At 65.5% G+C, this 12,562-nt stretch carries 11 protein-coding genes; 6 read left to right on the forward strand and 5 right to left on the reverse strand.

The window, feature by feature from the left end; genetic code table 11:
* Positions 1 to 30 precede the first annotated feature (30 nt).
* The gene (locus tag EDE08_RS00750) at positions 31 to 450 is read left to right on the forward strand and encodes a PaaI family thioesterase (RefSeq protein ID WP_131866261.1); all 420 of its coding nucleotides are present in this window, start codon (positions 31 to 33) and stop codon (positions 448 to 450) included.
* A 186-nt stretch (positions 451 to 636) separates the two neighbouring features.
* On the opposite strand, the gene EDE08_RS00755 is transcribed toward EDE08_RS00750, so the two are convergent.
* A complete protein-coding gene (locus EDE08_RS00755; RefSeq protein ID WP_131866263.1) occupies positions 637 to 1,914 on the reverse strand; it encodes a flavin-dependent oxidoreductase in 1,278 nt (425 codons plus the stop codon).
* Between the two features lie 128 nt (positions 1,915 to 2,042).
* On the opposite strand from EDE08_RS00755, the gene EDE08_RS00760 reads away from it, so the two are divergent.
* A complete protein-coding gene (locus EDE08_RS00760) occupies positions 2,043 to 2,663 on the forward strand; it encodes a glutathione S-transferase family protein (RefSeq protein ID WP_131866265.1) in 621 nt (206 codons plus the stop codon).
* A gap of 91 nt (positions 2,664 to 2,754) precedes the next feature.
* Here EDE08_RS00760 and EDE08_RS00765 read toward each other — a convergent pair whose 3' ends face one another.
* Positions 2,755 to 3,672 (reverse strand): LysR family transcriptional regulator, encoded by a 918-nt coding sequence (locus tag EDE08_RS00765; RefSeq protein WP_131866267.1) that lies wholly within the window; start codon positions 3,670 to 3,672, stop codon positions 2,755 to 2,757.
* Positions 3,673 to 3,763: 91 nt separating this feature from the next.
* Between EDE08_RS00765 and EDE08_RS00770 the strand changes: the two genes are divergently transcribed.
* The 4 genes from EDE08_RS00770 (at position 3,764) to EDE08_RS00790 (ending at position 9,936) form a co-directional block, all read left to right on the forward strand.
* Positions 3,764 to 4,207 carry a nuclear transport factor 2 family protein gene (locus EDE08_RS00770; RefSeq protein ID WP_131866269.1) on the forward strand — a complete coding sequence of 148 codons (444 nt, stop codon included), beginning with the start codon at positions 3,764 to 3,766 and terminating at the stop codon, positions 4,205 to 4,207.
* A gap of 332 nt (positions 4,208 to 4,539) precedes the next feature.
* Positions 4,540 to 5,124 (forward strand): biliverdin-producing heme oxygenase, encoded by a 585-nt coding sequence (locus EDE08_RS00780; RefSeq protein ID WP_131866271.1) that lies wholly within the window; start codon positions 4,540 to 4,542, stop codon positions 5,122 to 5,124.
* Positions 5,121 to 7,667, forward strand: coding sequence for an HWE histidine kinase domain-containing protein (locus EDE08_RS00785; protein ID WP_131866273.1), 2,547 nt, complete (start codon positions 5,121 to 5,123; stop codon positions 7,665 to 7,667). Before EDE08_RS00780 ends, EDE08_RS00785 begins: the two co-directional genes overlap by 4 nt.
* A 259-nt stretch (positions 7,668 to 7,926) precedes the next feature.
* Positions 7,927 to 9,936, forward strand: a complete 2,010-nt coding sequence (locus tag EDE08_RS00790) for a methyl-accepting chemotaxis protein (RefSeq protein WP_165935703.1) — start codon at positions 7,927 to 7,929, stop codon at positions 9,934 to 9,936.
* Between the two features lie 58 nt (positions 9,937 to 9,994).
* Here the strand turns inward: EDE08_RS00790 and EDE08_RS00795 are convergent, their stop codons facing one another.
* The 3 genes from EDE08_RS00795 to EDE08_RS00805 all read right to left on the reverse strand — a co-directional run bounded on the left by EDE08_RS00795 (position 9,995) and on the right by EDE08_RS00805 (position 12,486).
* Positions 9,995 to 10,675, reverse strand: coding sequence for a glutathione S-transferase family protein (locus EDE08_RS00795; protein WP_131866277.1), 681 nt, complete (start codon positions 10,673 to 10,675; stop codon positions 9,995 to 9,997).
* A 126-nt stretch (positions 10,676 to 10,801) separates the two neighbouring features.
* Entirely contained in the window at positions 10,802 to 11,128 is a 327-nt protein-coding gene (locus EDE08_RS00800; RefSeq protein WP_061878502.1) for a hypothetical protein, read from the reverse strand.
* A gap of 227 nt (positions 11,129 to 11,355) precedes the next feature.
* Positions 11,356 to 12,486 carry a site-specific DNA-methyltransferase gene (locus tag EDE08_RS00805; protein WP_131866279.1) on the reverse strand — a complete coding sequence of 377 codons (1,131 nt, stop codon included), beginning with the start codon at positions 12,484 to 12,486 and terminating at the stop codon, positions 11,356 to 11,358.
* Positions 12,487 to 12,562: the final 76 nt, after the last annotated feature.

A 12,562-nucleotide genomic window follows, 5' to 3' on the forward strand; every position in this document is an offset into this window, starting at 1 on the left:
TGCGCTACCAGCGGGCAACGGAGGTGCCGCATGGTCAAGACCGCGCTCGACAATTTCCGAAGGCCACCCTGTGCCGAGCTGCTGGGATGGCGTCTGCTCGATGCCCGCCCGCAGGAGGGCTGGATCAAGCTCGGTTTCGAAGGCAAGCCGGAGTTCTGCAACCCCGCGGGTTTCATCCAGGGCGGCATGCTCTCGGCCATGCTCGACGATACGATGGGCCCGGCCGTGCTCGTGATGAGCGAGGGCCGGCTCTACACCACCACGATCAGCATGACCGTGAATTTCTTGGCACCCGCAAAGCCCGGCCCGATCATCGGCGAGGCGAGGGTGACGCAACTCGGCAAGACGATTGCGTTTGTCGAGGCGAAGCTGATGGCCGAGGACGGCACGCTGCTGGCGACGGCCAGCGCCAGCGAGCGGCTGTTGGAGGCGGCGAGGGTGGTGAAGTGAGGCGGGCACCGCTCTCTCGCTCCCTCGCCCCGTCCTTACGGGGAGAGGGTGGGGTGAGGGGCATCTCTCAACACGGGAGGTCCACGAGAGACCTGTACCCCCTCACCCGGATTGCATCTTCGATGCAATCCGACCTCTCCCCGCAAGCGGGGAGAGGTGAAGAGGAGGCCGCGGCTCGATGTGTGGCTAACTTACCCGCTGCGCGCTAGCGCTCACGATCGGCGGCTTCGCATTCAACGCTTCCACCTGGAATCCCGCGACGCGCTTGTAGTTCGCGGCGATGCCTTCCAGCTCCTGCTGGGACAAGACGTCGGTGACGACCTCAAAGCCGTCGGGCGCGCGCTCCTCGACGAGCTGCATCACCTGCTCGGGGCCGTTCTTGCGGTTGAGCAGGACGAGGTCGGTGGTCGCTGGTCTCCGCTCGGTCTCGTAGGCGAGCAGGGCGGCGCTCGTCGGCCCATGGGCGAGAATCTCGCGCGTGATGACGCGGGCATCGAGGATCGCCTGCGAGGCGCCGTTCGAGCCGATCGGGTACATCGGATGCGCGGCATCGCCCATCAGTGTGACGCGGCCGAAGGTCCACTGCGACACCGGATCACGGTCGACCAGCGGATATTCATAGGCGTGAGGGCAGTTCTTGATCAGCCCGGGCACGTCGAGCCAGTCGAACTTCCAGCTTTCGAACCAGGGCAAAAACTCTTCCAGCCGCGCGGTGCGGTTATAGTCCTCGCGCCGCCACTGATAGGTCGGGGGCATGTGCCGCTCGGCGACCCAGTTGATCTGATGGTTGCCTGCCGCATCCGGCGCCTTGCTGATCGGATAGCAGACGAATTTCAGGATCTCGTGCCCCGCCATGATCATGGTGCGGCCGCTCAGGAAAGCCTTCGCGGGCGTCACGCCGCGCCAGAGGATGCGGCCGTTCCAGATCGGCGGCCCTTCGCCCGGATAGAGCTTTTCGCGCACGGCGGAATGGATGCCGTCGGCGGCGATCAGAATCGCGCCGTCGTAGGTCCCCGCCGCTTTGCCGGTCGCCTTGTCGATGAATTCGGCGCGCACGCCGTCCGCCGTCTCGGTCCAGCCGGTCAGATGGTGGCTGGTGAGGATGTTCTCGCGGCCGAGCCGCTCGATCGCTGCGTCGAGCAGGAGCTGCTGCAGCGTGCCGCGGTGGATCGAGAATTGCGGCCATTTGTACCCGGCCTCCAGCCCGCGCGGCTCGCTCCAGATCGGCTTGCCGTGCTTGGAGAAATAGGCGAGCTCGCGCGTCCGCACGCCGCTGGCGTCCAGCTTGTCCATCAAGCCGAGCTCGATCAGCTCGCGCACCGCATGCGGCAGCACGTTGATGCCGACGCCGAGCGGCTTCAGCTCCGCGACGCTCTCGAACACTTTTGCGGGAACGCCGATTCCGTGCAGGCTGAGCGCAAGCGTCAGCCCGCCGATGCCGCCACCGGCGATGAGTACCGTCATGAGAAACCCCTCCCTATCGCAGGCGTCTTGGCACAGCCGCATGGCGGTGGGCAACTGCGAAGAGGATGTTGTGCTATGGACGTCGGGCCCGACAGTCGTTAATTTTCGGCTTTCCCATGAGGTCCGACATGCTCAAGCTCTACTACGCCACCGGCACCTGCGCGCTCGCCACCTACATCACCCTGGAAGAGGCCGGAGCCGACTACTCGGCCGAACGGCTGAGCTTCAAGGACAACCAGCAGAACAGCCCGGACTATCTCGCGATCAACCCGAAGGGCCGGGTGCCGGCGCTGGTCACCGACCGCGGCGTCCTGACCGAGACGCCGGCGATGCTGGCCTACATCGCGCAAGTGTTCCCCAAGGCGAAGCTCGCACCGCTCGACGATCCCTTCGACTTCGCCGAGGTGCAGTCGTTCAACTCCTATCTCTGCTCGACCGTGCACATCAACCACGCCCACAAGATGCGCGGCGCGCGCTGGGCGATGCAGGAGAGCTCGTTCGCCGACATGAAGGCAATGGTCCCGAAGACCATGGCGGCCTGCTTCAAGCTCATCGAGCAGAAGATGTTTCGGGGCCCCTGGGTCATGGGCGAGCAGTTCACGATCTGCGATCCCTATCTCTACACGCTCTCGACCTGGCTCGAAGGCGACAGCGTCGACATCAATGCGACGCCGAAGATCGCCGATCACTTCAAGCGCATGTCCGACCGCCCCGCGGTGAGCAAGGTGATGGCGGCGCAGAAGGCGTAGGCGCAGCCACATACTCCCCTGTCGTCCCGGATCGGCGCGCGCTTGGGGCGCGCTTGTCCGGGACGACACCGTGTTTGTTGGAGCTGCAGACTCATCCAGCCCTCCGCTTCTCCAGTTCCCGCCCGGTCTCCAGCATCAGCCTTCGCAGCCAGATCGAGCCGGGGTCCATTTGCGCGCGGGTCGGATGGAACATGAACTGTTCGTCGATCCCGGGATCGAGCGGCGGCGTCACCGTGACGAGGCCGAGCTGCTTCGACAGCGCCGCGATCAGCCGGCGCGGCACGAAGGCGACGAGGTCGGTGCGGGCGGCGACGTGCAGCGCCTCGAGATAGCCTGACACCACCAGCGCAATGTGCCGCTCGATGCCCTTGGCTCGCAGCCATGTGTCGATCAGGTCCTCGGCACCGCCGCGGATGATCACGCCGACATGGCGCGCAGCCAGGAACGTCTCGCGCCGCTTCAGCTTCGCGCCGATCGGATGGCCTCGCCGCACCGCCAATGCGTCGCTGTCGGTGTAGAGCAGCTGGCGGTGAAAACCCTTGAAGGCGTTTCCGATCGAGATCACGAGATCGATGGTGCGGGCGAATTCGGCATGGAAGATCGCCGATCCCCGCCACGGCACGACGTCGATGCGGACGTTGGGCGCGGCCTGCGTCACCTTCTCCATGAAGCGCGGCATCAACAGCTCGACCGCGAGATCCGGCATCATCAGGCGGAATTGCCGCTCGCTGCGCGCGGCGTCGAAATCGTCGGGCACGAACAGCCCGCGCACCTGATCCAGCGCCTGCGCCAGCGGGGCGCGCAGCGCCAGGGCCCGTGGCGTCAGTTCCATCCGCGCGCCGGTGCGTACCAGCAGCGGATCGCCAAAAATGTCGCGCAGGCGCTGGAGCGCATGGCTCGCCGCCGGCTGCGACAGCCCGAGCCGCAGCGCGGCGCGGCTGACATTGGCCTCGCGCAGCAGCGCATCGAGCGCGGTCAGCAGATTGAGGTCAAGCGAATTCAAATTCATGAGGTGAATATATATCATATTCACTATCGATTTGAAGAATGCTGATCGGCCGGTGATGATCTTCGCGATGTCACACCACGGAGATGCCGCCATGAGCGCTGCCGCCAACAGGAAACTGATGCAGGATATCTTTGCCGCCGCCGCCAATCCCGATCCGGCAGCGCGCGACCGTGCCTTGTTCACCGCCAGTCTTGCCGACGACGCCAAATGGGTCGTGACCGGGCAATATTCCTGGTCCCGCACCTTTTCGGGCAAGGAGGCGATCCTCAACGATTTGCACGGCTATGTGCGCACGCGCCTGCGCGACCGGACGCGAACGATCGCTCACCGCTTCATCGCCGACGGGGACATCGTCGTGGTGGAAGCCAAGGGCGACAACGTCACGCCCGAAGGCGTGCGCTACGACAACGACTATTGCCTGGTGTTTCGCCTCGCGGACGGCAGGATCAAGGAGATCCGCGAGTACTGCGACTCGATCCTGACCGAGAGGGCGCTCGGTCCGTTTCCACAAGCGGTCGCGAGAGCCGCGGGCTAGCGGTTTGAGCACCATCTGGTCTGCCGGCTGGCGCCCTTCGTTCCGGTCTGTGAGGGTCGTCCGGGTCTGGCGAAAGCTGGCGGAGATCATCCGGCTCCGGCGAGAGCGCACGCGGATACATGGCCAGCTCGCTGCCATGAGCGAGCGGGAACTTCTGGATTGCGGCATGACGCGGTCGGAGATTGCGTACGAGCTGAGAAAACCTGTCCGGCGGAAATAGAGCGGAGATGGCCTCTATTTCCTTCCGAGCCCGGCGGAACCTTCGGTTTCCGCCGGCGTTCCCCTCGCTCGGGAGCGATCGCGCCCCGGCAACCTGCATTTCCGGGAATTTCATGCTCGCTGGGGCTTCGCACGTTTCGACACAGGTGGGCTGCAGCTTCTCCGGACTCCGAGAACGACTGAGAGAAGCGACCTCGGCTGCGCACCGCGCGCTCGACACCCAGCTTTCCGCATTCGATCTCGGCGGCCTCGCCGGCTATCGCTGCTTTCTTCAGGCCAGCGCCGGAGCTCTTCTTCCGCTCGAAGCCGCGCTGGTCGAAGCGGGCGTGGAGCGCATGTTTCCGGACTGGCCCGAACGGTCGCGCAGCGCTGCGATTGCGGTTGATCTCGGACGCCTCGGCACGAGCGCGGCGTCGACAGTGTCGGTGCCGCGGCTGACGCGCAGCGGGGTGCTGGGCACGATGTATGTGCTGGAGGGCTCGCGGCTCGGCGCGAAGTTCCTGCTGAAGACAGTCGCGGACGCGGGTGATCCGCGCATCAGTGAAGCCACCACCTATCTCCGCCATGGCGCGGGCAAGCGGCTCTGGCAGAGCTTTCTGGTGAAGCTCGCGAGCGAAGAGCCGGGTGACGAGGACGAGATCATCGATTTCGCTCGCATTGCTTTCGACGCATTCGAGCGGGCGGCGGACCGGGCATGAACGAGGCGGTCAATCTCACCAATTGTGACCGCGAGCCGATTCACATTCCTGGCAGCGTGCAGCCGTTTGGCTTCCTGCTGGCTGTGCTGTCGGATCTCACGATCTGCATGGCATCGAACAACGTAGGGAGCTTCCTTGGGACGGATGTTGCCGACCTGCTCCAGCAGCCGCTGTCGAACGTCGTCTCTGCGACGGCGGTCGAAACGATCCGCGGACACGTTGACCATCTCGGCGGCCCGGACGCGACCGAACGCCTGTTCGGCGTGGAGCTGCAGCCGGGCAAGCCGCCCTTCGATCTTTCGATTCACCTGTCCGGCGTCTATCTGATCATCGAGGCGGAGCCGAGCGCGCACGAGCCCGGCGTCAATTCGGGCGAACTCGTGCGCTTGATGCTCGAGAGGATCCGCAAGACGCGCGGCATGGCTGAGCTGGCGCGGGAGGCGGCGCGCCAGCTCAAGGTGCTGACCGGATTCGACCGGGTCATGGTCTATCAGTTTCATCCGGACGGATCGGGCGAGGTGGTCGCCGAGACCGCGGAGGCGGGGCTCGAATCCTTCCTTGGCCTGCGTTATCCCGCATCGGACATTCCAAGGCAGGCGCGGGCCCTCTACCAGCGCAACTGGCTGCGCATCATCGCCGACGTCAATGCCGGGGCGGCCGCGCTGGTGTCGACGGCGACGCACAACGCAGGGCTGCTCGATCTTTCGATGAGCGTGCTGCGTTCGGTGTCGCCGATCCACATCGAATATCTGCGCAACATGGGCGTTGCCGCCTCCATGTCGGTGTCGATCCTGCGCGACGGCAAGCTGTGGGGTCTGTTTGCCTGCCATCACTATTCGCCGCGGTATATTTCGTTCGACAAGCGTACGGCCTCCGAGCTGTTCGGTCAGATGTTCTCCTGGATCGTGGAAGGCCGCGAACGCGAGGGCGACGTCGCCTACGAGGCCCGCGCTCATCAGGTCCAGGAGCGGTTGATCGAGATGGCGGCTTCCCACGAGCACAGCCGCCGCGCGATCGTCGATTTCCTCAGTGACTACCGCAAGATGATCGAGTGCGACGGCGTCGCGGTCTGGTCCGACAACAAGATCGCGATCGAGGGCGAGACGCCGACCGAAGACGAGGTGAAGGATCTCGTCGCCTTCATCAACCGGACTTCGCCGGGGCGGATTTTCGCGAGCGCCGAGATCGCCAAGGTCTATGCCGCCGGCCAGGCCTTCCGTGACCGCGCGGCGGGCTTTCTCGCCATCCCGATCTCGCGCACTCCGCGCGATTGCCTGATCTTCTTCCGGCGCGAGGTCCTACAGGCGGTGAAATGGGCCGGGGATCCCGACAAGGTGTACGACGAAGGTCCGCACGGGCCTCGCCTGACGCCGCGCAAGAGCTTCGAGCTCTGGCAGGAGACGGTGGCGGGGCAGTCGAAGCCGTGGTCGGCGGCCGACATCCGCATCGCCGAGAGCCTGCGCGTCACGCTGCTAGAAGTGATCCTGCAACTGTCCGACCTCGCCGCACGCGAGCGCCGCGGGGCGCAGGAGCGGCAGGAATTGATGATCGCCGAGCTCAATCACCGCGTCCGCAACATCATGAGCCTCGTGCGCGCCCTGGTGGCGCAGAGCAAGGACACCGCGACCAGCGTCGAGGAGTTCGCCGGCGTGCTCGGCGGCCGCATCCAGGCTCTGGCGCGCGCCCACGATCAGATCACAAACCTGAACTGGGCCCCGGTCGCGCTCCGCACCTTGGTCGAGTCCGAGGCCGGCGCCTATCTCGGCGCGCGCGCGGGACGGGTGAAGATGGGCGGTCCGGACGTCGCGCTGGATCCCAAGGCGTTCGCCACTCTGGCTCTGGTCGTGCATGAGATGATGACCAATTCCGCCAAGTATGGCGCACTTGCCGATTCCACCGGCAGTGTCGAGGTGGTCTGGCGCCTCGATCCGTCCTCCAGCCTCGTCATCGAATGGAAGGAGAGCGGCGGTCCGCCGGTGCAGCCGCCGTCGCGGCGCGGCTTCGGCACGACGATCATCGAGCGATCGGTGCCGTTCGACCTCAAGGGCGATGCCGAGATCCGCTTCGACCTCCTGGGCGTGCAGGCGAAGTTCGTGATTCCCCCCAATTTCGTCGAATTGGTCCCGTCCATCGCAGGAGCCGCCATGCGCGTCGAAGAGCAGCAGTCCGCCCGACCCAGGATCTCCGACACGGCATTGATCGTCGAGGACAATCTGATCATCGCCATGGCGGCGGAGGTCATCCTGCTCGATCTCGGCGCCCGCCACGTCGACACTGCGGCAACCGTCGACCAGGCGCTACGCTCGATCGAGCGCACACGGCCGAGCTTTGCCTTGCTCGATCTCAACCTCGGCAGCGAGAGCAGCATCAAGGTGGCACAGAAGCTGAAGGAGATCGGGGTGCCCTTCATCTTCGCGACCGGCTATGGCGAGCGCGCGCCGATCCCCGAGCAACTGGCGTCGGCGCCGGTGGTCCAGAAGCCCTACACGCTGGAAGTGGTCGAGCATGCACTCGACAAATTGCAGAAGGCCGGCGCCTCGTGAGCGTTCGCATGCAGCGCCCTGCATGACGCTGCGCATCCGCGCGCGAACTTTGCATAGCTGCCGACAAAAACAGCAGATTTCGTGCCGGCCGTTCTCAATCGCGCGAAAGATTTGAAGGTTCAATTAACGAGTGTCCCCCATTGTGTCGCGGTGCAGCGCGAGTCGCAAAGACGCGATACGCGGCTGCCGGGGTGGCCGGCGACGATCGCCGGAATTGCTCGGCCGCTCGAAGTGAAATGCATCTGGGTGGACAGTGGGAATGCCGAAATTTCGTTTGCGGATCAGGGGACGCCTGTACGCAGGCTTCATGGCCCTGGTGGCGGTCGGTCTCGTGATGGCAGTGGTTGCAGTCTGGAATTTGCAGGACGTGCAGGATCAGGTCGCAAGACAATCCGCGCTCTCGGACAGCACGGCGCGGGTGCTGGAAATCTCGACCAACCTTCAGGCGATCCAGCGGGCCAATCTTCGCTACGTTTACGACGCCAACGAATCCGCGATGAAGGAAGCGGCGGAGCGGGAAACCGCGGCGACCGAGCTGCTGCGGGTCGGCGCGAAGGGGACGATCTCGGAGGAGCGGCGAGCGCTCTATAACGGCCTCATCGATGACATCGCCAAAATCCGACGCCTGCGTGACAGTCTCGGCGACGCCGTCAACGAGGCGAGAACGGGCAAGGCGACGCTGCTGCCGAGCGGGGAGGATCTGGCCGTCAAGATGGGCAAGCTCGTCGACGTGGCGCGCGCCGCCGTCGACGAAGATACGGCGGCCCTCGTCGCCGATCTCGAATCGCGAATCCTGCTCGTGAGGATCGCAAACTGGCGTTTTCTGGCCCTTCGCGATACGCAGGGCCCTGCGACCTTCAGGGCGAGCGTCGACAGGGCAGCGCAACGGCTCGCGGCACTCGAAAAGAGCCCGCAGGCGACGGAGTTGCGAGCCACGCTGGCGCCGGTGAAGTCCTCGCTCGGAATCTACAAGTCGGCGTTCGAGACGACCTCCGCAGCGATGCTCCAGGCGGACGAGATCTACCATAAGAACCTCGCGCCCCTCATCGTCGACAGCATCGCCAAGCTCAAGGTGGCGGAAACGACGCTGAAGCAGGACTACCAGCAATCGCGGACCACCGCTGAATCCGTGATCGCCGGCACGACGACCGTTCAGGAGATCGCCGGCGGCCTCGCTATCCTGTTCGGCGGCATCGTCGCCTTCCTGATCGCCCGCAGCATCGTCGGTCCCTTGACCTCGATGACAGGCGCGATGGGGCGGCTTGCCGGCGGCAATCTCGAGGTCGAGATTCCCGGCCGCGGCAGGGCCGACGAGATCGGCGACATGGCCAAGGCGATCCAGGTGTTCAAGGACAACATGATCGAGACCGAGCGCATGCGCTCCGAGCAGGCCGAGCTCGAGGCGCGGCAGGCCGAGAACCGCAAGAAAGACATGGCCCGGCTGGCCGACCAGTTCGAACAGGCGGTGGGCGAGATCGTCAACACGGTGTCATCGGCGTCGAACGAGCTGGAAGCCTCCGCGGGCACTTTGACCACGACCGCCGCGCGTGCTCAGGACCTGTCGACCGAGGTCGCCAGCGCCTCGCAGGAGGCCTCGGCCAATGTGCAGGCGGTCGCTTCGGCGACCGAGGAGCTCTCCTCCTCGGTATCCGAGATTGCCCGCCAGGTGCAGGAATCCGCCCGCATCGCCACCGAGGCCGTCGGTCAGGCGAGCAGGACCAACGAGCGCGTCGGCGCGCTCTCCAAGGCCGCCGCGCGGATCGGTGACGTGGTCGAGCTGATCAGCACGATCGCCGGCCAGACCAACCTGCTGGCGCTGAACGCCACCATCGAGGCGGCGCGCGCGGGCGACGCCGGTCGCGGCTTTGCGGTGGTCGCCTCCGAGGTCAAGGCGCTCGCCGAGCAGACGTCGAAGGCCACCGGGGAGATCGCCCAGCAGATCTCCGGCATCCAGGCGGCGACGGAGGAGTCGGTCGGCTCGATCAGGGAGATCAGCGGCACCATCGAGCGCCTGTCGGAGATTTCGTCGACGGTGGCCGCCGCCGTGGAGCAGCAGGGCGCGGCGACGCAGGAGATCTCCCGCAACGTCCAGCAGGCGGCCCAGGGCACCCAGCTGGTGTCGTCCAACATCGGCGACGTGCAGCGCGGCGCCTCCGAGACCGGATCGGCTTCCTCGCAGGTGCTTTCGGCGGCACGCTCGCTCTCGGCCGACAGCAACCGGCTGAAGCAGGAGGTGGCGAAGTTCCTGGGCTCGGTCCACGCAGCCTGACGTCGAAGCCAAGAGGCCACGCGCATGCGCGTGGCCTCGAGCGTCGCAAGTGACCCGATCAGGCGACCTTGGTCGTCATGTGCTTGAACATGTTGCTGCGCGCCTCGTCGTCCATTTCGGCCTTGAAGGTGAACTTGTCCTTCAGGGCGATGGCGCGCGCCGCCGCGGGCCGCGCCGAGATCTCGTCGACGAGCCGCTTCACGTTCGGGTATCGCGCAAAGGCGTCGTCGCCGAGCTTGAACGGCACCATCCGCGCCCAGCCCCACAGTGCCATGTCGACGATCGAATAGCTGTCGCCAGCCATGTAGCGGCGGCCTTGGAGATGACCGTCGAGAATCCTGTAGTGGCGATCGGTCTCGTACTGGTAGCGATTATGGGCGTAGTCGTGGTTCTGGTCCTTCGGCGCGAAATGCTTGAAGTGGACGGCCTGACCCGAATACGGCCCGACGCCGGTGGCCACGAACATCAACCAGGACAGGAGTTCGGCGCGGTTGGCGGGCAGGAATTTGCCGGTCTTCTCGGCCAGATAAAGCAGGATCGCGTTCGAGTCGAACACGATCGTCCCACTGTCGTCGATCGCCGGCACCTTGCCGTTCGGGTTGACCTTCAGATAGTCCGGGGTGAACTGCTCGCCCTTGCGGGTGTCGATCTTCACCGGCTCGTAGGCCAAGCCGGACTCCTCCAGAAACAGCGCGACCTTGGTCGGGTTCGGCGACCCGTTGAAATAGAACTTGAGCATCGAGCATCTCCTCGGTGTCTGTTGCGCGCGCGGACGCGGCGTGGTTAGGCGGACCTTGTCTTGCCTGAACCCGTTGCGGGAGAGCAACCGCCGAGTTTGCCGGGCGGCGTCTGCGCGGTGCGCAGGTCAAGCGGCGTAACAAAGGCCGATTGTCGCCGTAATGACCATGGCCGCGCCCACGGCCTCCAGGCGCAGCCCGAGCCGCGCGGCCAGATGCATGTCGGAGGCCCGCGCCGCGCGCTCCGGCCCGCGCGCGTAGCCGTGGACGATGACGTCGTGGTTGAAATTGTCGTGCGCCTCGTTGGAGCTGGCGAGCCCGACGCAAATCACGAGCATGCCGAACAGCGCGAGCCCGAAAAATCCCAGCAGCGCGATCAGGAACATCGGAAACATGCCGGCCAGGAAGATCGGCAGCAGCGGTACCAGCAGCAATGTCTCGGAGTGTCGTCGCATGGAGCCCAACCGGTCAGGACGGGGCTGATCTGGCGAATCTAGTCCCGGCTGACGCGGCTTTCAATTCACGCCCCTGTCATTCCGGGGCGCGCCTCTTGGCGCGAGCCCGGAATCCATTGGGCGGCATGGGACGTGGCTCGATGGATTCCGGGTTCTCGCGGAGCCTGTCATCGGGCCGCGCTGCGCGCGGACCCGGTGGCGAGCCCCGGAATGACGGAGGAGGAGGCCTACTCCGCCGCCATGCCGGCGCGGATCTCGGCGCGGAGCTCGTCGATCAGCTTGAGACCCTTCTTGGTCTCGACGTGCCAGAAGGTCCAGCCGTTGCAGGCCTGCGCGCCTTGCGCCACGGCGCCGATGCGGTGGATCGAGCCGACCTTGTCGCCCAGCATGATGGCGCCGTCGGCACGGACCAGCGCGCCCAGCTTCTTCTTGGCGTCGAACAGTTTCGTGCCGGGCATGATCATGCCGCGCTCGATCAGCTCGGCGAACGCCACCCGCGGCGCTTCGCGCGCGGTCATGAACGGGGCGAGGCTGTCCTCCGGCAGCGGCTGGACAGCGGCGATGCGCGCCTCGGCCGCCTTGGCGTAGGTCTTGTCGCGCTCGAAGCCGATATAGGAACGGCCGAGGCGCTTGGCGACCGCGCCGGTGGTGCCGGTGCCGTTGAAGGGATCGATCACGAGATCGCCGGGCTTGGATGACGACAGCAGCACGCGCGCGAGCAGGCCTTCCGGCTTCTGCGTCGGATGCACTTTCTTGCCGTCCGCGCCCTTGAGGCGCTCCTCGCCGGTGCAGAGCGGGATCAGCCAGTCGGAGCGTGCCTGCACGTCCTCGTTGGCGGCCTTCAGCGCCTCGTAGTTGAACGTGTAGCCCTTGGCTTTTTCGTCACGCGCGGCCCAGATCATCGTTTCGTGCGCGTTGGTGAAGCGGCGGCCGCGGAAATTCGGCATCGGATTGGTCTTGCGCCAGACGATGTCGTTCAGGAGCCAGAAGCCGAGGTCCTGCATGATCGCGCCGACGCGGAAGATGTTGTGATAGGAGCCGATCACCCAGATCGTCGCCGATGGCTTCATCGCGCGGCGGGCCGCGAGCAGCCAGGCGCGGGTGAAATCGTCATAGGCGGAGAACGAATCGAACTTGTCCCAGTCGTCGTTGACGGCATCGACATGGGATTCGTCAGGGCGCTTGAGATCGCCCTTGAGCTGGAGATTGTAGGGCGGGTCGGCGAACACCAGGTCGACCGAACCAGCCTGAAGCTTCGACATCTCGGCGACGCAATCGCCGAGAATGATGCGATGCGAAGGAGACTCGAAATTTGTGCGGGGCGCCCTTGCAGACGCCCCGCGACGCGACTCTACCATGACTCAAGAACTCTGACTCAGGCGACGCTGTCGGCGACGCGGGACCAAACAACCGACTGACCGTTACATTGAAGGG

The sequence above is a fragment of the Bradyrhizobium sp. R2.2-H genome (assembly GCF_004346455.1).
In the GTDB taxonomy this organism is placed as follows: domain Bacteria; phylum Pseudomonadota; class Alphaproteobacteria; order Rhizobiales; family Xanthobacteraceae; genus Bradyrhizobium; species Bradyrhizobium diversitatis.